The sequence below is a fragment of the Myxococcus sp. AB036A genome, assembly GCF_006547355.1.
Lineage (GTDB): Bacteria > Myxococcota > Myxococcia > Myxococcales > Myxococcaceae > Myxococcus > Myxococcus virescens.
In genome coordinates this window covers 1-21589 of sequence record NZ_VHLC01000015.1, presented here as the reverse complement: position 1 = coordinate 21589, position 21589 = coordinate 1, and the positions used below count along the sequence as shown (strand labels likewise).

Here is a 21589-nt window from a genome sequence, read left to right as displayed (position 1 = left end):
GAGGCAGGCCCGTCACTCGGTGCGCGTCAGTTCGGCTCGCAAGCCGGAGCGTTCGAGCACATGCATTGAGGCAAGAAGATCCAGAAATGCATGTCCCGTGGAGCAGAACGCGGTTCGAACCTCGCGCAGCTCGCTGGCGTCAAGATGCACCAGCCTAGCGAGCGGCGTCGCGTGGCGGTGGACCTCTCCTGCTTCAGCCACCGCCATCTCCACGTCCTCCACGATGAGCCTGGATGTCTCCAGGACATCCACCGGGAGCTCACGCGAACGAGGGGTATGCGCTCCCATGCAATTGATGTGGAGGCGCTCTCGCCGCAGCGCTGCGCTCGAAACCACCGGAGTGGTCGAGGTCGTCGTGGTGCTCACGATGTCCGCTGGCGCCACAGCCTCGTCCGCTGAGTTGCAGGCGACCCACCGAGCACCTTCCGCGAGCGCTTCGTTGCGGCGGATGAACTCACGGACATTGTTCGGGTTGCGTGAGTACACGCGAACCTCACCGAGCTTCCGCACGGCGCCAACACCTCGGAGTTGCTCACGTGCCTGCACGCCGCTGCCGATGATGGCGAGCACCTCCGCCTGCTCATGGGCGCAGATGTCCGTCACCAGGGCCGACACCGCGGCGCACTTGAGATTCGTAATGGCCATGCCGTCCAGAATGGCCAGCGGCGCCCCAGTGAGTGCCGAGAACACCACCACGAGCGCATGAACGCTCGGATGCTGCGAGAGCGCCTGCGGCACCACGGCCCCGACCTTGGTGATGAACAGCTGGTGCTTTCCGCTGTAGATCGGCATCGCGACGAACGCACGGAACGGGTCCTCGCGCAGGATGAGTGAGCGCGGGGGGGTCTCGAGGTCCTGGGGTTCGGCGTAGGCGGCGCGGAGCTCGGCCACGAAGGTCCGCAGGTCGGAGACTCGCGCAACCTCCTGCTGCGTCACATACCGCAAGCCCGCCTCTTCGAGCCCGGTCACAAGCCCTCCTCGGGCGCGCTCCACCCGCCGCCGCAAGGCGGTGCCGAGGCGACCAGCGACCGGTCAATCTCTGTCCAGCGCGACTGACCACAGAGTGCCAACGCCTGTTCAAGCTCGGCACGGAGCAGGCGCAGCACGTCGGTTACCCCTTCGGCACCGCGCGCGATCAAACCCCACATGATGGGCCGACCGATGAGGACGGCATCGGCGCCAAGCGCGCGAGCCTTCAGCACATCCGTGCCGCGCCGGATGCCACCATCCAGCAGGATGCGGCAACGGCCCCCCGCACCTTCGACGACCTCTGGAAGGACATCCAGGCTGGCGGGGGCACCGTCGAGCTGGCGGCCACCGTGGTTCGAAACGATGATCCCATCGATTCCCACGGAGGCGGCTCGTTGAGCATCCTCTCGCGTGAGGACGCCTTTCAGCAGAACGGGCAATGCCGTCTGCTGCTTCAGGCGCTCCACGGTGCTCCAGCTCAAAGCAGCGTCGAAGAGCTGGCCGACGTGCAGCGCGACGCCTGAGGTGCCCTGCTGGGAGCGGTGCAGCTCCGGCGAGGCCTCCATGAGCAAGTTGCTGGGCCGCAGGTGCGCGGGCAGCGCGAAGCCGTTGCGCAGGTCGCGCTCGCGGCGGCCCATGCGTGGCATGTCAACGGTAATCACCAGCGCCTCGTATCCAGCGGACTCCGCACGGCGAACCAGTGACAAGGTCAGCCCCGGATCCTTCAGACAGTAGAGCTGAAACCAGAGGGGCGCGCTCGCCGCCCTCGCGAGGTCCTCGAGGGTGCGGTTGGACATGGTGCTGACGACCATCGCGGTGTGCGCCGCGCCAGCCCCTTGCACAGTAGCGACCTCGGCCGCGGGATGAGCGAGGCCCTGATAGCCGATGGGCGCCACCAGGAGCGGAGACGCGAGCGTCCTGCCGAAGAGATGCACGGAGACGTCTACCGTATCGCGTCCAGAGAGGATTCGCGGTCGAAGCGTCCAACGCTCGAAGGCAGCGCGATTCGCTGCCAGGGTGCGCTCGTCGTCACTGCCGCCGGCGATGAAGTCCCAGGCGGAAGGTTCGGCGCGTTTCCTGGCGAGGCGGGCGTATTCCGCCAGATTGACCGGATTGGATTCAGCACCCGCGTTGTGCTCGAACATGCCTCGTCCCTCCCTTGACGCGCCCGCTGGAAGCGCGGCGCCCCCTACCCTCTCGCAGTGTTCGCGGCGAGCGCGATACGGTCTGCCTCCACGGCGTCGAAGAGCGCGCGGATGTTGCCACTGCCGAAGCCGGTCACGGCGCCCTTGCGCTGGATGATCTCGATGAAGAATGTCTGCCGCGGGTGCAGCGAGCGCGTAAACGTCTGCAGCAGGATTCCGCCTGGCCCTGGATCGACCAGGACCTTGAACTCACGCAGGTCCGCCATGGGCACGTCGAGGGCAGCGACGCGGTTGGGCAACTGCTCATAATACGTGTCTGGCACGTCGAGCGCCTTCACCTTGCCTCGCAAGCCATGGAGGGTGCGGCAGATATCGTCAGTGAGGAGCCCGAGATGATAGACACCGGCCCCGCGGTTGAGCGTGAGGAACTCAGCGATTGGTCCAGTCGGGTTCTGCGCCAGCGGCTCCTGCAGCGGGAACCGGATAGGCCCTCGCTGAACAACCCGGGCGTTCATCCCGCTCAGCTCGGTCTCGACGTACTCCGCGTGTCCATCTTCGAAGCCAAGCACGCGCTTGTAGAACTCAGCAACGGTATCGAGCTCTCCGGTGGGCAGGCACACAGCGACGTGATCGAGCGATCGAATACCGACGTCTGACGTGGCACGCGAGGGTGCCGAAAGCGGCCGGAAGAAATCGGGGAGCGACCGGCTCTCGACAAAGGAGTGAACGACGTCCCCGAAGCCACGAATTGTACGTCCAGCCTTGATGAGTCCCGCCACGGCGGACGCTTCGACGGGCGTGGCCCCCAGCGCAACTGCTTCGTTGAACGCCTGCGTTGCATCATCGACAGTGAATGCGACATCGCGAACGCCATCGCCATGCTGCCGCGTGAACGCTGCGACGGGGCCGCTGCCATCCACGGACGAGGTGACAACGAACGTGGCGTCGCCTTGCGCCAGCACGATGGAGCGATGTCCGGCAAGGCCCGTTTCCGGTCCTGCCTCCGCGATGGCATCAAAGCCGAAAACTCGCTGATAGCATTCAGCGACCACCCGCGCGTCCTCTACCCAGAATTCGATATGAGCGATGTCGTGAAGCAGTGATCGCATAAGATGTATGGCCTCGGAAAGTTCGTCCTGTGCTCGAACGACGACTGGGCTGACACCAGTCCCCCTGAATCCGCGGGCTTCTAGCATTCGCGGTTTTGTTCGTCCATAGCACTCATCAAAAGCAGATGGAAAGCTGCTTACAGAGGCAGCGCGACCCCATTGAAATTGAACTGGCCTTGGAATTGAGCGACCAGACATGGGGGCGAAGGCCGGGCCGCTGAACGACATGAAGCGGATGGCCATGTCCGAACAGTGGCGGCGGATTGAGCCGCTATTGGTTGAACCTCTTGAGGCAATTCTGACATCACCTCTGGGTTCCGCGACTCTTGCAAAAGGCGCTACGCCAGCGGAATGACTGTGTCCACGATCTTGGCAGAGCACAGCACGGCGGGGAGCCCCGCTCCAGGGTGCGTTCCCGCGCCAACCATGTAGAGGCGGTCAACGTCCTCGCTCCGGGCCTGTGCCCGAAGGAATGTGGTCTGCCAAAGCGTCGGCGCGAAGCTGAACGCGGCCCCTTTAAAGGAGCGCAGTTCGTCTCGGAAATACTCCGGCGTCGCCATCCGAGACGTCATCAATTCCGAACCCAGCCCTGGCAAGACGGTCCGCGACAGCCGATCCTCCAACTCTCGTCGGAAAGCCTCTGCCCGCGGCTTCCATTCCGCCCCTCTCCCCAGGTGCGGCACCGGAGCCAGTACATAGAAAGCATCATGGCCTGACGGAGCCAGCGCCGCGTCTGTCGCCGTGGGTCTGTGTAGATAGAGCAAGGGGTCCGCTGACGGCTGTCCAGGGCCTTCCAGTCCTGAGAACATCCCGCGGAAGTCCTTGCCGAACAGCAGCGTGTGGTGCGCGACCTCCGGGTACTGACGCCGCGTCCCAAAGTACCAGAGGAACGCGCTCATCGAGTACCGAGCCCGGTTGATGCGCTCGTCCGTCCAGTGCTTCCGGACATGCCCTGGCACCAGGTACCGGTACGTCCACGCCGCGTCCGCGTTCGACACCACCACGTCCGCCGCCAGCCCCGTACCGTCCCCGAGCCTCACGCCCGTCGCCTTCCGCCCCTCCAATGCAATCTCAGTCACCTCGCTGCCGTAACGGACCTCGCCGCCCAGGGACTCCAATAGCGCCACCAGGCCGCGCACCAGCGCGCCAGTTCCCCCCACCGGAAAGAATGCCCCCCAGCGCCGCTCCACGAATTGAATCGACGTGTACACCGCGCTCGCTGTCGCGAAGGGACTGCCGCCAATCAGCAGCGGATGGAAGCTCAACGCCTGCTGCAACCGCTCGTCCCGGATGTGCTTCGACACCAGGCCGAACATGGACCGGAACGCCTCGTCCCGCACCAGCGCGGGGGTGAAGGGCGCCAGACTCAGCACGTCCGGCACCGGCGTGCTCATCAGGGGCCCAATGCCCGCCTCGTACATCCGCTCCACGCGGGCGCACAGCGCCAGGAATCCCGCCTCATCCCGGGGCGACAGTCGCCGCACGGACTGGCGCATCGCCTCGCGGTCCGTGTGGTAGTCGAATGTGGAGCCATCCGGGAACCGCATCCGGTACAGCGGGACCACGGGCCGGAGCTCCACGTGGTCCGCCATGCGTTGCCCCGCCAGCGCCCACAGTTCTTCCAGCAGGTGCGGACACGTGATCACCGTGGGGCCCGCGTCGAACGTGAAGCCGTCCTGCTGGAAGGCGTTCGCCCGCCCGCCCGGGCTGTCCATCCGCTCGAGCACCGTGACGCGCCACCCACGCGCCGCCAGCCGGATGGCCGCGGCCAATCCACCGAAACCACTGCCAATCACGATTGCGCGTCGTCCACCGCTTCGCGCGGCCAGGCCAGCCATCCCAGAGGGTCTCAGCACGGTGACTCGCTCCATCGCACACCCGCGAGGCCCACTCCACTTCGCCCGCGGGCAGGCATCCGGCCTCACATCGTTCGCGCTCTGTTGCGAGCCCCCAGTGCCAGGGCTACCCTCCCCGCCTCAACGGGGAGTGCACTCCTTCGCGCACGGGTGGAAGCAATGATGGATGTGCCCGGCTACCGCATCGGCAGAGAGGTCACCACCGCAGGGGCCTTCCAGCTCTTGCGCGCCACACGCGAGGAGGACGGCGCCTCGGTCATCCTCAAGGTCCCCGACGCGGCGCGGCTCCCCTCCGCCACCACGCGGCTTCGCCATGAGTGGGAGCTGACGAACGCCCTGAGTCTCGACGGCGTCCTGCGGCCCCTGGCGTGGGCCGAAGCGCGGGACGGCGCGCCCGTGCTCATCCTGGAAGGCTTCGGGGATGCGACGCTGACCCAACGCCTGTCACACGGGCGCATGGAGCCGCGCGCCGCATGCCGCATCGCGCTGTCGTTGGCGCGCGCCCTGGGTGCCATCCACGAGCAGGGCATCCTCCACCGGGACCTGAACCCCAACAGCATCCTCGTGGGCACGGATGGCGAGTCCGTGAAGCTCACTGGCTTCACCCTCGCCACGCGCAGGCCCCGCGCCGAGGTCGCTCCGCTCGCGCCCGAGCGGTTGGAGGGCAGCCTCGAATACCTCTCCCCCGAGGGCACCGGGCGCACCCACCGCAGCGTGGACTCGCGGGCTGACTTCTATTCCATGGGCGTGGTGCTCTACGAGCTGCTCACCGGGCGCCGCCCCTTCGCGGACACGGATGCGCTGGGCCTCATCCACGCACACGTCGCCCTGCCCCCGCCTCCGCCCGTCAGTGTCGAACCCGAGCTGCCCCAGCCCCTGTCCGACATCGCGCTCAAGCTGCTCGCCAAGTCCCCCGAGGACCGATACCAGAGCGCCTACGGGCTCGTAGCGGACCTCCAGCGCTGCCTGGGTGCCCTGGAGGGCCCCGGCCCCGTCGCCGCCTTCGAGCTGGGCGCCAAGGACGTCCCCGAGCGCTTCGCCGTCCCCGAGAAGCTCTACGGCCGCGAGCCCCAGCAGGCGGCCCTGCGCGACGCCTTCGAGCGCGCCGCCTCAGGCCGCTCCGCCTTCGTGCTCGTCTCTGGCGCGGCGGGCATGGGCAAATCGGCCCTCACCGGGATGCTCAAGCGGCCCGTCGCCGAGCGCCAGGGCCACTTCGCCCGAGGAAAGTACGACCAGCTTCTCCGTGGCACTCCCTACAGCGGCATCTTCGAGGCCTTCCGCGAGGTGGCTCGCGCGCTCCTCGGAGGGCAGGAGCAGGAGCTCGAGAGCTGGCGTCAGCACCTCCTCGAAGCCGTGGGCGGCATGGGCCGGCTGGTGGTGGACGCGGTGCCTCGCATGGCGCTGGTGCTTGGCGACCAGCCTCCCGTCCCGGAGCTGGGGCCCGCGGAGTCGGAGCTGCGCTTCCAACTGGTCCTGCGCAAGCTGGTGGCCGCGCTCGCCACGCGGGAGCATCCCCTGGTGCTCGTCCTGGACGACCTCCACTGGGCGGACAGCACCAGCCTCCAGTTGTTGCGGCTGCTCCTGACGGACCGGGACATCGAACACCTGCTCGTGGTCGCGGGTTGCCGCTCCGAAGAGCTGAGCCCCGACCATCCCGTGGAGTCCCTTGCCCGCGCGCTCCAGGACCACGGCACGCCGGTCCACCGCATCGACCTGGCGCCGCTGTCGCCCGAGGACGTGACGAGGCTGGTCGCGGACGTGTTCCCTCCCGCCGAGGGCCAACCCGACGCGCAGCTCGACGACCTGGTGCTGTCGCTGACGGAAGGAAACCCGTTCCACGCGGTGCAACTGCTGCGCACCTTCTACGAGCGCGGGCTGGTGCGCTTCGACGCGGACGGCGGTGGCTTCCGGTGGGATGCCAGCGCGCTGCGTGGACAGGACTTCAGTGACGGCGTGGTGGCCCTGCTCACCTCCCGCATCCGAGAGCTGAGCTCCGCCGCGCAGGCACTGCTGCCCATCGCCGCGGCACTGGGCCATCTGTTCGACCTGCACAGTCTGGCCATCGTCCTGGAGCGTACGGACGAGGAGGCCGAGAAGGGGCTCGTCGAAGTGCTCCAGGCGGGCCTGGTGGCGCCCATTGACGACGCCGACCTCGACAGCGGGGGCTCGTATCAGTTCACCCATGACCGCGTGCAGCAGGCCGCGCTGGAGCTGATTCCGGCGGACGTGCATCCGGAAATCCATGCCCGCATCGGCCGGCTGCTCCTGCGGCACACGCCCCCGGAGCGGCTCGACGAAGAACTCCCGGAGCTCGTCAGCCACTTCCACCTGGCCTTGCCCGTGCTCCACGACGAGCAGGAGCGCCACCGCGTGGCGGAGCTGGACCTGCGCGCCGGCCGCAGCGCCAAATCCCGAGGCGCCTGGGCCGCGGCCCTGCGACTGTTGAACACGGGCCTGTCCCTGCTCGGCGACGACGGCTGGCGGAAGGACCGGCGGCTCACCTTCGACCTTCACGTCGACGCGGCCGAAGCGGCGTACCTCGACGCGGACTTCGACCTAATGGAGCGGTTGGCAGCGGCGGCGCTGGCCCATGCGGTGGACAGCGCGGAGGAAGTCCGCGTGCAGGAGGTCCGGCTCCAATGCCTCGCACACCGGGGCGAGCACTCGCGCGGCGTGGACCTGGGCCTGGAGGTGTTGCGCAAGCTGGGCCAGCCCCTGCCCGCGAATCCGAAGCAGCCCCACGTGCTGGCCGCGGTGGCGAAGACGAAGCTGCGTCTGGGCCTGCGCAAGCCCGAGGACCTGGCTGCCCTCCCCGAGTGCACCGACCCGCTCCTGCTCGCCACGCTGCGGCTGCTGGTGAAGCTGTCGTCGCTGGCCTTCATGGCCCGCCCGCTGCTCTTTCCGCTGGTGGTGCTCCGCGTGCTCCAGCTCACCATCCGCCACGGCGCCACGGGCGTGGCAGCGTTCGGCTACGTGGGCTACGGGCTGATGCTGAGCGTGCACCTGGGCAACCCCGAGGAAGGCTTCCGCTATGGCCGGCTGGCGCTGAAGACGCTGGACCGCTTCCAGGCGGAGAGCCTGCGGGCCATGGTGACCTTCGTCTTCAACCTGTTCATCCGGCACTGGAAGGAGCCGCTGTCCGCCTGCGTCGGCGACTTCCTCGCCGCCGCGCAGAAGGGCCAGGAGACGGGCGACATCGAATACTTCGGTTATGCGTCCAGCGCGGGCTGCGCCACCGCCCTCATCGCCCGGGACGGCCTGGCCGACGGTGGCCCGCGCATGGACCGGTACCGGGACATCCTGGCCACCCACCGCCACAAGAACGTGCTCTTCACCGAGTACATGCGGCACACGCTCGACTCGCTCACGGGTGCCTTCACCGGCAACGTGGAGGCCCGCGAGGAGGAGCTGGTCGCGCCGTACCGGCAGCTCGACTACGGCAACGGCATCGCCACCTGCGACGTGCTACGCACCCTGCGCCGCTGGCTGTGGGGCGATGCGCGCGGAGCGCTGGAGAGCGCCGCGGCGGTGGACGCCCAGGTGGAGCTCATCGCCGGGCAGATCTACCTGCCCTGGTACAAGTTCTTCCAAGGCCTGGCGCTCATGGCGGTCCACCCGACGTTGGGGCCGCTGGACCGGATTCGCTCGTCACGGGCCATCGACGCCATCCGCAAGTCCATGCGGGGATGGGCCCGCATCGCCCCCATGAACTACGGCGCCCGCGCGGAGCTGCTGGACGCGGAGCGGGCCCGCCTGGACGGCCAGGGGGACTCGGCCGCGGATGCGTATGACCGGGCCATCCGGCTGGCGCGCCAGTACGGCCTGTCGCTCGACGAGGGCGTGGCCTGCGAGGCCGCGGCACGGTTCCACCTGACGCAAGCCCGCGAGCGCGTGGCCCGCACCTATCTGGAGGAAGCCCGCGCCGCCTACCTGCGCTGGGGAGCCCGCGCCGTCGCGGCTCGGCTGGAGCGGGAGCACCCCCGGCTCTTGCCGTCCGCCCCCACGCCCACGCGCACGGATGCCCCCACCGAAGCGTCACTGGCCGCGCTGGACCTGGCGTCCGTCATCAAGACGGCGCGCGCGCTGTCTGGCGAAATCGTCCTGGGCAAGCTGCTGCGCAAGCTGATGACGCTGGTCATCGAGAACGCGGGCGCGCGCCGGGGCCTGCTGCTGCTGAAGCGGACGGAGGGACTGGTCATCGCGGCGGAAGGCTCCGTGGACGGCGATGGCGTGGTGCTCGAGGCGCCCATCCCCATGGAGTCCTCCGCGTCGCTGCCGACCTCCATCATCCACTACGTGGTGCGCACCGGAGAGACGGTGCTCCTCCACGACGCCTCAGCGGAAGAGCCGTTCTCCGAGGACCCCTACGTCCGCAGCGCCCAGCCCAAGTCCCTGCTGTGCAGCCCGCTCTTGAAGCAGGGCTCGCTCACGGGCGTGCTCTACCTGGAGAACGACGCCACGCGGGGCGCCTTCACCCCGGAGCGACTGGAGGTGCTGCGCCTGCTGTCGTTCCAGGCGGCCATCTCCCTGGAGAACGCCGACCTCTACGCCAGCCTGGAGGAGTACAGCCGGACGCTGGAGCGCCGCGTGGAGGAGCGCACCGCCGAAATCCAGCACAAGAACGCCGAGCTGGCGGAGACGCTCACCCGGCTTCAGGAGATGCAGCGCCAGCTCGTGGCGCAGGAGAAGCTCGCGTCCCTGGGCGCGCTCACCGCGGGCATCGCCCATGAGCTCCAGAATCCGCTCAACTTCGTGAACAACTTCTCGAACCTGTCCTCACGGCTGGCCGGCGAGCTGGAGGAGATGCTGAAGGGCATGGCGGACCGGCTCGACAGCGAGGCCCGCGAGGACGTGCTGGAGACGCTCCAGGACTTGAAGCAGAACGCCCAGCGCATCCACAGCCACGGCACGCGCGCCTCGGACATCATCAAGACGATGCTCCGGCACTCGCGCAAGTCGGAGGGCACCCGCTCCAAGTCGGACCTCAACCTGCTGGTGCGCGAGAGTGTGAATCTGGCAGTGCAGGGCCTGCGCAGCCGTCCCGGCGGGGCCAGCGTGAAGATGGAGACCACGTTAGACCCCACCGTGGGCATCGTGGAGCTGGTGGCCAGCGACATCAGCCGGATGCTCACCAACATCCTCGACAACGCGTTCTACGCCGCGGCGCAACACCAACAGCAGGCCGGCGCGGGCTTCACGCCCCAGGTGCACCTGAGCACCCGCCGCGTCGGAAGCAAGGTGGAGCTGCGCATCCGAGACAACGGGCCGGGCATCCCCGAGGACCTCCGCGAGAAGCTCTTCCACCCCTTCTTCACCACCAAGCCCGCGGGCGTGGGCACGGGGTTAGGGCTCTCGCTGTGCCACGACATCGTCCAGGAGCACCAGGGCGACCTCCGCGTGGAGAGCGCGCCCGGCGCCGGGGCCGAGTTCATCGTCACGCTGCCCGCGCCCTGAAAGCGAAGGCCCCGCCTTCCGTGAGGAAAGCAGGGCCTTGGGACACCCGGAGAAGAGAGACCGCCGCTAGGCCGTCTTCTTCTCCTTCTCCATGACGAGCTGGGGCGCCTCGTGCTTGGTGATGACCTGCTCGGTGATCTTGCACTCCTTGATGCCCTCGCGGAACGGCACGTCGTACATGATCTCCAGCATGGCATCCTCCAGGATGGCGCGAAGACCGCGCGCTCCAGAGTGACGGCGCATCGCCTCGCGGGCGATGGCGCGCAGCGCCTCCTTGGTGAAGGTCAGCTTCACCTTCTCAAACTCGAAGAGCTTCTGGTACTGCTTCACCAGGGCGTTCTTCGGCTGGGAGAGGATGATGACCAGGTCCTCTTCCTTCAGGTCGTTCAGCGTGGCGATCATCGGCAGGCGGCCGATGAACTCCGGAATCATGCCGAAGCGCATGAGGTCTTCCGGCTCGGTCAGCGCCAGCAGCTCACCCACGCTGCGCTCCTCGCGGTGGGTGATCTTCGCGCCGAAGCCGAGGCCCTTCTCGCCCACGCGGCGCTTGATGACGCCGTCGATGCCGTGGAAGGCGCCGCCGCAGATGAACAGGATGTTCGTCGTGTCGACCTGGACGTACTCCTGCTGGTTGTACTTCTTCCCGCCGCGCGGCGTGACGTTGGCCCGGGTGCCTTCGATGATCTTCAGCAGGGCCTGCTGCACACCCTCGCCGCCCACGTCGCGGGTGGCGCTGGGCATGTCACCCTTGCGGGCGATCTTGTCGATCTCGTCGATGTAGACGATGCCGCGCGAGGCCTTCTCCACGTCGTAGTCGGCGTTGTGGAGGAGGTTCTGGATGATGTTCTCCACGTCCTCGCCCACGTAGCCGGCCTCGGTGAGGCTGGTGGCGTCGGCGATGGTGAAGGGCACGTTGAGGAAGCGCGCCAGCGACTGGGCCAGCAGCGTCTTGCCACTTCCCGTGGGACCGATGAGCAGGATGTTGCTCTTGCTCAGCTCCACTTCCTCGCCGGTGGGACCCTTCACGCCAGGACGCGGCCGGGAGTTCGGCTTCTTTTGATAGATGCGCTTGTAGTGGTTGTACACCGCCACCGCGAGGACCTTCTTCGCCTGGTCCTGTCCGATGACGTAGTCGTCGAGGAACGCCTTGATCTCCGCCGGCGTCGGCAAGCTGACCTGGGGCTTGCCCTCCTCGCGCTCGTTCTCGTCCGCGATGATGTCGTTACACAGCTTGATGCATTCGTCGCAGATGTAGACCGTCGGGCCCGCGATGAGCTTGCGGACCTCGCGCTGCGACTTGCCGCAGAACGAACAAGACAGGTTGACGTGGTGCTCCTTCTTCACTGCCGCCTCCGAGTTCGCCGGCTCCGGACACCCGGAGCCTCCTTCGCCGTCCACCGCTCCCCTACCCGCACGGCCTGCCCACGTCTCGAACAGCCGTCAGGCCCACCTTCCACGCGGCCCTGAACCACTATAGGGCCCTCCCCTTCGGGCAGGAAGCCCGGCGGTACAGGCCCGTTGCCGAGCGTACAGCCCCGGCCAACGGGTCAGCGTTCAGTAACAGCGGCTCAGGCGTCCGTCACGCCCGAGGCGATGTCTTCGAGGTCTTCCGCCAGGGCGGCTGCCCGCTCGGCGACGGCGTTCGGAATCCGACGGCTCCCCGACAGCTCGCTCGCGAGCTTGCGGGCCATCTGCGCCAGTTTCCGCACCTGGGCGCTCTCCGGGGGCGGCTCCGGCGGGGGACGGGGGAAGCGCTCGGCGAACTCCTTCTTCAGCTCGGCCGGGTTCTTCTCCGGGCTCCAGATGCTGTCGCGCAGGGACTTGTATTCAGTGGGCGACAGCTGGCCCCGCTCCTCCGCGTCCGCGAGGACTTCAATGACCTCGAACGCGGGTGCGCGCTGGGGGAACTCCTGTGCGGTGAGCTCCTCCTCGGGCTCGTGCTTGGTCAGGAAGCTGAACGAGCGGGTGAGCTTCAAGGCGGTCTGCTTCTTGATGTGCAGTTCCTTGAGGCAATAGGTCTCGAAGGAGGGGTAGCCCCACTCCTCGAACTTGGCCTCGTCCCGGACCTGGACCAGGAGCTTCCCCAGCTCGGCCCAGGTGGACTTGAAGCGCTTGGCTGCCGTCAGCACGGTGTGACGGAAGGTCCCCGGCGGGACGCTCATGGCCTTCTTCGCGATTTCGGTCTCAGCAACAGATGCGGCGGACATGCCCACGGTATCGGGCATGCCCGGGGTGCCGGCAAGAAAGTGACCCTACCCCCGCTTGCCGATGGTGAACGACAGGCCCACCGTCGCCTGCTCGCCTTCGTAGGCGCGGAACGGCCACTTCCGCATCTCCGACAGCAGGCACTCGTAGAGTGGACCCTTCTTGAACTGATGGTTGTCCACCCACAGCTTGCTGACCCGGCCATCGTTCCCGATGACGAACTCCATGGGGACCTTGGCGTAGATGCCGGGGGTGCGCTCCGCCTCTTCCTTGAAGCAGCGGAAGAGCGTGGACTTGTTGCTGGCCACCACCTGGTTGATGGCGGACTGGTCGAACTGCTGCGTCATCTCCATGCCATCCGGGTCGGTGGTCACGCTGCCCCCGGGGCGAGGCTTCCGGTCCGCCGGCGTCCGGGTGGTGGACGCCATGGCCACCTTGCCCGGACCGCTGCTGCCGGTGGCGGGCTTCACCCCCGGCTCGCCCGAGCCCGGACGGCGCGCGCCATGTCCGGGGTACTCGAAGAGTTCCTCGTCATCCACCCGGGCCTGGGCCACGCGGATGGTGATTTCGCCCATCTCGAAGTCGTCCGTCTGGACCTCGCCGCCGCCGCCGAACCAGCCGTGGACGGCGGCGTTGCGCGCCACCTGGATGCCGACGATGCCCAGCACCACCACGCCCGCCGCCGCGGCGCCGCCGAGAATCTTCAGGCGCTTCGCGGACTTCGCCCGCTCCACGACGACCGCGGCATCCACGCGGGCGCGCGCCTCCACCCGGGCCACGTGCACGCGGAAGGCGTCCACCTCGGACATGCGGTGGAAGTCCCGCTCTCCTGCGGGCGCCACCAAGGTGTCCAGCGTCAGCTCACCCGAGGTGAGCTTCTCCACGAGTTGAGCACCACTGACGGGCCCCAGGACGAGGTCCCCGTGCTTGAAGAGCCAGAGTCCGTCCACGTCCGCCGCAAGGTCTTGTCCAGCCGCCATTTTGCGCGCGAGTATCCCGTGGTTCCCCACACCCAAGCAACGGCGTGCTCCCCTCCACCTCCAAGCGGATTCCCGTCGCACTGTGGATCTGGTACCGCGGCGGAATCTTCCGCGGCTTCCAGCGCCAACCCGAGGGCCCCACCGTCCAGTCAGCCCTGGAAGAGGCGCTGCGGTCCGTGGGGGTGCCGGCGACCTTGATGCCTTCGGGGCGCACGGACCGGGGCGTCCACGCCCGGATGCAGGTAGTGAGCGTCCGGCTGGAAGCGGGCGACTCGGCGGAGTCCCTGGAGAAGCGGCTCCCGCCCCGGTTGCCACCGGGCCTGGGCCTGTGCGGGGTGCGCCGGCCCACGTCCTTTCATGCGCAGTGGAGCGCATGCGGCAAGGAGTACCGCTACCGGTTCCAGCTGGGCGGGGCCGTGATGCCCGAATGGGCGCCCTATGCGCTGGACGTGTCCGCGGAGCCGCTGCTCCAGGCCACGGCGGTGACGCCGGAGCGGTTGGCGGCGCTGCTGCGTTCAGCGGAAGGGACGCGGGACTTCATCGCGTTCCATGAGAAGTCCAGTCCACGCAAGCCGCGCACGCTGGAGTCCGCCACCCTGCACGCGCTGGGCGGTGGGCTCTACGAGGCTCGGCTGCGAGGGGACGGCTTCGCGCGCTACCAGATCCGCTATTTGATGGGGAGCGCGTTGAAGGTGGCCGCGGGGCTGCTGCCGGAAGAGGCGTGGCTCGCGGCACTCGAGACGGGTCAGGCCATGGAGGGCTTCAAGGCGCCCGCTCACGGCCTCGTGCTCTGGGAGGTTCGCTACCCTCCCCAAGTGGACCCCTTCACCGCCGGGGAGCGTCTCCATCCCCCGGGGCTTCCGCTGGAGCCACCCTTCCACATCGGGTGACGCGCGGTGGGGCCCGGATGGCCGTCTTCAGTCGACGAGCCGCTCTTCGTACTTCGCGAGCAGATCGGAGATGGCCTCGCGGAGGTACTCGCTCTGACGGATGCGCGTGGTGCGCGACAGGTCCTTGAGGGCGTCGAGCTTCTCGCGGTTGAGCCGGAAAACCACTGAGGTAAGGCGGGGATTCATGTCCATGTGCGCGACCTCCTACAGATACGCACACATTCTCACAAGTCGGTCTGATCGCAAGAAATTCACTTCGATCCGACCGGGAAGATCCACTGAACCCCGGTGAAGGCTTCCGCGTCTCCGCGCAGGCCCGCGCCGAACCCGAGCGAAAGCCCGAGTCCCCCGAACACCGCGAGCCGCTCGGAGAAGGTGTGTCGCACGCCCAACGCTACGCGAGGCCCCAGCCACGGCCCAGAAAACGGCCTGATCAGCAGGCCCAGATCATAGAAGGTCTGCCAGGACCCATCTCCGTAGAAGTTCCGGAAGCCGCCGGCCATCGATAGATCCGGGCCGCGCAGGCTGCCGCGGATCACCACGAAGACCTCGTCCCCGTCGTAGCCCACGGTCCGGCTGCCCCCGAGGTCCAGGTGTGCGTCCCCGCCATGCTTCGCGTCGGACTCTGAGCGATCAATGGACTCGGTGTAGGAAGCGCCGGGGCCGAGGATCAGCGAGAAGGCCCGTCGTTCCGCGTACGGCGCGTCCACGAACTCCGCCGCGCCGGCTGCCGCGGGCAGGAGCACGGAACAGGCGCTGATCAGGGTGTGGACGCGGCGTGTCAGGCGGGAACCTGCCCTGGGGGACGTGGAGTGATCGCGGGCCATGGCGCGGATCACGTTTCTATCAGGGTCCGCACCCGGGGATGTGCCAGTCCGTGCTCCCCTCCCCTGGCGAGGCGGCCAGGGGCGCGGTGCGCGCACGGAATCGGACGTTCTGATCACGAACCACCCTTCCATCGGAGCCAGGACAGGGCCTGGAGCGCCGAGAACCAGGCCCCCGCGCTGAGCACATGACGCAGGTGGTTCATCCGCGCCCACGTCATCGCGGTCTCCACGGCGGCGGCGTTGTCGGGTGCCTCCATCAGCCGGACCATCGTCGGGATGAAGTATGAGAAGGTCAGGAGCCGGTCGGCCAACGCCGCCAACGCGGCCCCGAGCCACCAGAGGCGCAGCGCGCCGGTGGCCTGGGATGCGAAATAGAGGCTCGCCAGGGTGAGCAGCGTCAGCGGCCCCGTGGTGACGAAGGCCCAGAAGCGGAGTCCCACGTTGTCCTCCCGCGCGGCCTCCGCGGACCAGTGTCCGCCCAGGGTGTCGAGCCATCGCGGCAACGAGACGCGGTGCTCGTAGAGACCCGCGCCGAAGGCGATGCCCAGGACGACGACGAAAAGCCACAGGACGATTGCCGCGACCGAATGCTTCAGGTTGATCATGGCGCCAGGATGCGTTCCCGGCACGCGAGCGTCTTTCGTGCCCTTGCGCCGTTTTTCGCCTTCCTGCGGAGTTCCCGATGAGCCCCCGGCCCGCCCTGCTCGAACAGATTGGCTCGGACGTCGTGCAGTTCCAGGACGCGTCCGCGGAGTTCGATGCCACCGTCGGAAAGGTCCTGGCGCTCGGGCGCGCGGACCTCGCGTGCCTGACGCAGATTCACTTCGGAGGCCCCACGCCCCTGGGCGCCGTCGCCCGCGAAGCCGACGTGGCGCGGCTGGAGCTTGCGGGCTACGTCCAGCGAGAAACGGCCGGTGGTGGCCAGCGGCTGGTGCTCACCTCGCACGCACGCGAGTGGATCGACACGCTCTGGGGTCCGTTGCAGGCGGACGGGCACCAGCTCATGGTGGGGCTGCCGGAGGAACACCTGCGAATCGTCGCGGGGTTCCTGAAAGCGGCGAGAGCCATCCAGGACCGACACGCGACTCGGGTGGCCAGGCTGCTCCAGGAACCGGGGACTTCACGGGCGGCACGCCAGCGAGGCGGGCTCTCCCCCGCCGCACTTCGCCGCGTGCAGCTTTACGTGGAGGCGCACCTTGCCGAGCCAATCCGTGTAGGGGAGCTCGCCCAGCGCTCCGGATTGAGCGTCTTTCATTTCACCCGCGCCTTCCGCCAGTCCACCGGCATGACACCGCACGCCTGGGTGCAGCAACGACGCGTGGAACGGGCACGCGACTTGTTGAGCAACTCGTCGCTGCCGCTGGGAGACATCGCGCTCGCGGTGGGCTTCAGCTCACAGAGCCATTTCACCACGGTGTTCCGCAGGCTCACCGGACTGACTCCGGCTGTCATCCGCCGCGAACAGCGCTGAAGGAACCGGGTGCAAGGTGGGCCCCATTCGCCCTCCCACATGGCATCGCAACACATACAGGTTACGCATTGACCTGAGTCCTTGGAGGGGTTGATCTCCCTCCATGCACACGGGAACTCCATGGCTCGTAGGACTGATGCTCGTCGTGACGGCTTGCGCCACCCGTCCCCCGGCCGTCATTCCCGCTCCTTCCTCGATCCCCGTCGTAGTGACGGCTCCCAAGCCGCTCCTCACGGTGTTCCGCCTCGAACCGGATGGGACCAGCGCTGAGCTCGGGCATTTGCCACCAGGGCCCGAAGGCTTCACCCCACCTGACACGGGCAACTGGTACGCAGAACCCTTGCGCCCCGTGCGTACCGAAGCGGAGGCTCGCGAGATCGCTGCCGTGTTGCGCGAGCATCGCGTGCGCGAATTGTCGTTTGGCGTTGCCGGTGTCCCAGCCCCCGGGCTGCTCGCGGCCCTGCTCCAGGCGTCCGGCGTCGTCGCGCTTCAGGTGTCTGGCACGGACTTCGGCAATGCGCACCTCGCCTCGCTGGAAAACGCGACCCAGCTCGAGGCCCTGCACCTCAATGCCACCCGAGTCACCGACGCGGGGCTGGCTCCTCTCAAACGCATGCAACGACTGGCAGTGCTGCGGCTGGACGAAACGCCGGTCTCCGACGCAGGCCTTGCGTCGCTGTCAGAGCACACCACCCTGCGTCGAGTAACCCTTGCCGGAACAGCCGTAACACCCCAGGGACTTGGATTCCTCGCGAGGCAACCGGGGCTGGAGGAACTCGACCTGTCGGATACGGCGGTGGACGACACCGTCCTCGCAGTGCTGCCGGACGCCCCGTTGCACACGCTCAACCTCAGCGGAACGAAAGTCACGGATGCCGGCCTCCGCGGCCTCAACGCCCTGCCCTCCCTTCGGCGGCTGGGCCTTGCGCGTACCACTGTGTCAGACGCCAGCCTTCTGCACATCGCGGGACTCCGTGAACTGGAAGCCCTCCACCTGGGCAGCACGCAGGTGACGGACGCCGGGTTGCTCCACCTCGCGAAACTGCCCGCGCTTCGTGCGCTGGTTCTCAGCAAGGCGCGAATCCGAGGCGCAGGGCTTCGCCACCTCGCGGGCCTCTCTCGACTGGAAGCGCTTCACCTCGACGAGACGCGAGTGGGCGACTCAGCGCTGCGCCATCTTCGAGGACTCAACGAGTTGAGGGAGCTCGACCTCTCGCGCACCGCCATTACGGGCACGGGACTTCAAGAACTGAGCACCTTGGTGGCGCTCGAATCACTCTGGCTCTCGGGGCTCGCGCTGACGGACGATTCCCTCACCGCACTCGCTCCCCTCAGCCAACTGACGCGACTCGCGCTCAGCCACACGCCAATTGGCCCGGAGGCGCTGAACAACCTGGGTTCCCGCCCACTCCTGCGACACCTGGACTTGAGCAAGACCGGGTTCACCGACGAATGGGTGCCCTCCATCCGGCAGGCCTTCCCCGGCCTCCATTCCTTGAAAGCCGAACGCACCCTCCTCACGGATGTCGGGCTGGGCCAGTTCGCCGAATGGACAGAACTGGAGGCAATCCATGTCGCGGGGACGCTCATCAATGGTTCTGGCCTGACGCGCCTGCACACCCTTGCCCGACTCACGACGCTCGACCTCGGCGCGACGAGGTTGGACTCAGAGGGCCAGAAAGCGCTCCAGGGCTTCACGAAACTCGTCTGGCTGAGCGTCGCCGGCGTCCGCACCGGCGACGAGATGCTTGGCCACCTCCCCCGTTCGCTCCGAACCCTCTACCTGACGCGCACGAAAGTCACCGACGCGGGCCTCCCGGCGTTGCACAAGCTGCCACACCTGCGGGAACTCGACCTGCGCGGAACCGCGGTTTCCACAGAGGCCCGGAGCGCCCTGGCACGGGAGCGCGGCATCCACCTCGTCACCGGGATGTGAGCCGGTCCCGAGCCTCACGACCACCGCCATGGAGACGCGGCTCAGCTCACCACGGGCAGCGAAAAGCCCTCCGGCTTGCCCGTGTCCCCCGGCCGCGCCACACCCGCCGCATCATTCATGCGGCCCGAGCGGAACGGCTCCAGGTCCAGCGCCACGAACTTGAACCCCAGCGCCAGGAACGCGGTGTTGATCTTCTGCCGCACGTCCGCCGCGAGGAAGCGCTCGTACTCCTCCGCCGCCACCTCCAGCCGCGCCACGTCCTGGTGGTACCGCACGCGGAACTGTCGGAAGCCCAGCTTGCGCAGCTCCGACTCGGCGGCGGCGACCTGCAGCAGCCGATCCCGCGTCACCGCCGTGCCGTACGGAATCCGCGACGCCAGGCACGCCATCTGCGGCTTGTCCCACGTCGGCAGCCCGAGCGACTGGCTCCAGGCCCGGATCTCCTCCTTCGTCAGCCCCGCCTGCGCCAGCGGCGACACCACCTGGTGCTCCTGCGCCGCCTTGTGGCCAGGCCGGTGGTCCTTGAAGTCGTCCGCGTTGAAGCCGTCCAACACCACCGCCAACCCCAGCGATTTCCGCTGCGCCTCGCAGATGTCGTACAGCTCCGTCTTGCAGAAGTAGCAGCGGTTCGTCGGGTTGGCCGCGTACTGCGGGTTCGCCAGCTCGTTGCTGCCCAGCACCACGTGCCGGGCGCCCAGCCGCTTCGCCAGCTCGCGCGCCTCGTCGGCCTCCTCGGGTGCCACGGACGCGGACAGCGCGGTGAGCGCGAGCGCCCGGTCGCCCAGCTCCTCCACCGCCACCTTCAGCACGAAGGTCGAATCCACACCGCCGGAGAACGCCACCAGCGCGCTGCCATGGGCCCGCAGCGCGGCACGCATCGACTCCAGCTTGGGGCGCGACGACTCACACAGGGACTTGATCCGCTCGGGGCTCAACATGAGGCTCTCCTAAAACGGAGGGGCCCCGGATTGCACGCGCACCGCGCGGCAACCTGGAGCCCCTTGGAAATGACACCGGGCCCGGAAGCCCAGCCGCCTAGCGAGCCTTCCGCTTCGCGGCCTTCTTCGCCGCCGAGGCCGGCTTCGCCACCCGGGCCGCGCGCGTGGCCGGACGGGCCTTGGCGCCCTTGTCCGCCTTCGGCGACTTCGCCGCGGGCTTGGACTCCTCGGCGCGGCGGGCTTTGGCGCCACCCTTCTCGGCCTTCTCCGCCTTCTCGCCCTTCGCGGGGAGCGGGTTGGCCTTCATCTTCTTGCCGGTGATGACCTTCAGCTCCTCGGTGCTCATGTAGCCGAGGTCCAGAAGCGACTGGAAGATCTTCGCCGCGCCGTCCTCCACCGACTCCACGTTGGAGTGGATGGTGACCTCCGGCGAGTTGGGCGGCTCATACGGCTCGGTGATGCCAATGAAGTTGGGGATCTCCCCGTTGAGCGCCTTCTTGTAGCGGCCCGTGGTGTCGCGCTCGATGAGCTTCTCGGTCGGGCAGTCGACGTAGACTTCCACGTAGCGACCAATCGACCGGCGGTTCTCCTCACGGCCCGGCTTGTACGGGCTCACGCAGGGTACCAGCGCCGCCACGCCGTTTCGCGTCAGCAGGTTCGCCACGAACCCCAGCCGCTTCACGACGGTGATACGGTCCTCCTTGCCATCCCCCAGCCCCGCCCACAGCGCCTCGCCAAGTTCACCCTCGTCGAGGATCTCGACGTTGCGACCCACCTGCCGCAAGCGCGCGGCGATGTAGGCGGCGGTGGTGCTCTTCCCGGTACCGGACATGCCGGTCAGCCAGAGGGTGAAACCAGTGTTGGAGGCCATATGGGTCGTCTACTCCCTGCGTCCGGAGCACTTCTTGCAAGCTGCGTATGGACGCCGCAGATCCAGAAGATGGACGCGGTTATAGACGAAAACCCGGCCACTTGACAATTCGCGCCCACCTTTCCGCAGGTGGGGGTGACGGGCATTCAAGTGCCTGCTCAGACAAGGCTTTTTCGTTTCTGCAATGCACTTTCAGCCCGTTCGTAACACGAAGTTTCCCTCAAGCCACTCATACTCCGACACGTAGTGAACACAGCCGCGATGTACGGATCCGATGAGATAGGAAACATCTGGGAGCAACGGATGCCCCTCCGGAGCCGCCCGCAGCAGGTCCTCCCGGGAGAATGTGGCCGGTGCATCCACATGCGAGTGGAACACGCACACCACTCGCTCTGACCGTACATCCGCGTCCATGCAGACGGCCAGCCACTCCTCGGGCGCGAAGGCATACGCCACGCGTGGGTTGTCGGCGGCATTGCGCAGGGGGCGGATCCGCAGGGCGCCCGCCCCCTCCGCGCGGAGGATCACCCCACAGCCCTCGAACGGATACGCGGCCTCCAGGTGACGCCCCACCTCGTCGAGGATGTGCTCGGGCCAGTGACTCACGGCTCGGCGGGCGGCTCACGGCCCGCGCAGCGCGAGCACCTGCGCAATTCCATCTCCTCCACGGCTCCAGGTGCCACCAACCACCGGCCGCCCAGCGCGGGGCCCAGGCCCAGCCGCAGCCGCTGAAACACGAGCGCGCCCAGCGTCCCCACGGCCACGCCCAGCGCCCCATCCGGGGGCGAGCCCAGGTGCCGCACCGTCTCACCGAAGCACCAGAAGCACCCCTCCGCGCTTCGGAAGACAACGGCGGCCCGCATGCCATCGCCCCCCAGCGCCACCCAGGGCGCCTCGCCACTCCACGCCGCGGGCAGCTCCGCCACCAACCCGCCCCC

The 21589-nt window shown here is 67.9% G+C and carries 17 protein-coding genes and 1 pseudogene; 4 read left to right on the top strand and 14 right to left on the bottom strand.

Annotated elements, in window-relative coordinates; all coding sequences use genetic code 11:
• Positions 1-12 precede the first annotated feature (12 nt).
• The 4 genes from FL344_RS08640 to crtI form a co-directional block, all read right to left on the bottom strand.
• The gene (locus FL344_RS08640) at positions 13-969 is read right to left on the bottom strand and encodes an ornithine cyclodeaminase family protein (protein WP_194863045.1); all 957 of its coding nucleotides are present in this window, start codon (positions 967-969) and stop codon (positions 13-15) included.
• Positions 966-2114, bottom strand: coding sequence for an alpha-hydroxy acid oxidase (locus tag FL344_RS08635; protein ID WP_141618169.1), 1149 nt, complete (start codon positions 2112-2114; stop codon positions 966-968). The genes FL344_RS08640 and FL344_RS08635 overlap by 4 nt, the downstream gene beginning before the upstream one ends.
• Before the next feature lie 44 nt (positions 2115-2158).
• Positions 2159-3223, bottom strand: a complete 1065-nt coding sequence (gene hppD, locus FL344_RS08630) for a 4-hydroxyphenylpyruvate dioxygenase (RefSeq protein WP_194863044.1) — start codon at positions 3221-3223, stop codon at positions 2159-2161.
• 338 nt (positions 3224-3561) lie between these two features.
• Positions 3562-5019: a phytoene desaturase family protein gene (gene crtI / locus FL344_RS08625; protein WP_305021748.1), complete on the bottom strand. Its 1458-nt coding sequence runs from the start codon at positions 5017-5019 to the stop codon at positions 3562-3564.
• Between the two features lie 219 nt (positions 5020-5238).
• Between crtI and FL344_RS08620 the strand changes: the two genes are divergently transcribed.
• A complete protein-coding gene (locus FL344_RS08620; RefSeq protein ID WP_141618166.1) occupies positions 5239-10533 on the top strand; it encodes a trifunctional serine/threonine-protein kinase/ATP-binding protein/sensor histidine kinase in 5295 nt (1764 codons plus the stop codon).
• A gap of 66 nt (positions 10534-10599) precedes the next feature.
• Here FL344_RS08620 and clpX read toward each other — a convergent pair whose 3' ends face one another.
• The 3 genes from clpX to FL344_RS08605 form a co-directional block, all read right to left on the bottom strand.
• Entirely contained in the window at positions 10600-11877 is a 1278-nt protein-coding gene (gene clpX, locus FL344_RS08615) for an ATP-dependent Clp protease ATP-binding subunit ClpX (protein ID WP_141590079.1), read from the bottom strand.
• A gap of 224 nt (positions 11878-12101) precedes the next feature.
• On the bottom strand, positions 12102-12758 hold the full coding sequence (locus tag FL344_RS08610; protein ID WP_141590078.1) for a hypothetical protein: 657 nt from the start codon (positions 12756-12758) through the stop codon (positions 12102-12104).
• A 27-nt stretch (positions 12759-12785) separates the two neighbouring features.
• A complete protein-coding gene (locus FL344_RS08605; protein ID WP_194863043.1) occupies positions 12786-13718 on the bottom strand; it encodes an AgmX/PglI C-terminal domain-containing protein in 933 nt (310 codons plus the stop codon).
• 44 nt (positions 13719-13762) lie between these two features.
• On the opposite strand from FL344_RS08605, the gene FL344_RS08600 reads away from it, so the two are divergent.
• A complete protein-coding gene (locus tag FL344_RS08600) occupies positions 13763-14608 on the top strand; it encodes a tRNA pseudouridine(38-40) synthase TruA (protein WP_141256927.1) in 846 nt (281 codons plus the stop codon).
• 27 nt (positions 14609-14635) lie between these two features.
• Here FL344_RS08600 and FL344_RS08595 read toward each other — a convergent pair whose 3' ends face one another.
• The 3 genes from FL344_RS08595 to FL344_RS08585 form a co-directional block, all read right to left on the bottom strand.
• Positions 14636-14800: a ribbon-helix-helix domain-containing protein gene (locus FL344_RS08595; protein WP_011554065.1), complete on the bottom strand. Its 165-nt coding sequence runs from the start codon at positions 14798-14800 to the stop codon at positions 14636-14638.
• Positions 14801-14859: 59 nt separating this feature from the next.
• Positions 14860-15435: a hypothetical protein gene (locus FL344_RS08590; RefSeq protein WP_141618164.1), complete on the bottom strand. Its 576-nt coding sequence runs from the start codon at positions 15433-15435 to the stop codon at positions 14860-14862.
• 113 nt (positions 15436-15548) lie between these two features.
• The gene (locus tag FL344_RS08585) at positions 15549-16040 is read right to left on the bottom strand and encodes a DUF1772 domain-containing protein (RefSeq protein ID WP_194863042.1); all 492 of its coding nucleotides are present in this window, start codon (positions 16038-16040) and stop codon (positions 15549-15551) included.
• A 77-nt stretch (positions 16041-16117) separates the two neighbouring features.
• Here FL344_RS08585 and FL344_RS08580 point away from each other — a divergent pair, with 77 nt between their 5' ends.
• Both FL344_RS08580 and FL344_RS08575 read left to right on the top strand, forming a co-directional pair.
• A complete protein-coding gene (locus tag FL344_RS08580) occupies positions 16118-16906 on the top strand; it encodes an AraC family transcriptional regulator (protein ID WP_141618162.1) in 789 nt (262 codons plus the stop codon).
• 136 nt (positions 16907-17042) lie between these two features.
• Positions 17043-18842: a hypothetical protein gene (locus FL344_RS08575; RefSeq protein WP_228564874.1), complete on the top strand. Its 1800-nt coding sequence runs from the start codon at positions 17043-17045 to the stop codon at positions 18840-18842.
• A gap of 41 nt (positions 18843-18883) precedes the next feature.
• Here FL344_RS08575 and larE read toward each other — a convergent pair whose 3' ends face one another.
• From larE to FL344_RS08555, 4 genes and pseudogenes are all read right to left on the bottom strand, one after another.
• Positions 18884-19780 (bottom strand): ATP-dependent sacrificial sulfur transferase LarE, encoded by an 897-nt coding sequence (larE, locus tag FL344_RS08570; RefSeq protein WP_141590073.1) that lies wholly within the window; start codon positions 19778-19780, stop codon positions 18884-18886.
• Between the two features lie 97 nt (positions 19781-19877).
• Entirely contained in the window at positions 19878-20651 is a 774-nt protein-coding gene (cysC, locus tag FL344_RS08565; protein ID WP_141590072.1) for an adenylyl-sulfate kinase, read from the bottom strand.
• A 192-nt stretch (positions 20652-20843) separates the two neighbouring features.
• Entirely contained in the window at positions 20844-21257 is a 414-nt protein-coding gene (locus FL344_RS08560; RefSeq protein ID WP_141618160.1) for a Mov34/MPN/PAD-1 family protein, read from the bottom strand.
• Positions 21254-21589 (bottom strand): annotated as a pseudogene (locus FL344_RS08555) (ThiF family adenylyltransferase); the annotation flags it as partial. The pseudogene FL344_RS08555 and the gene FL344_RS08560, both read right to left, overlap by 4 nt.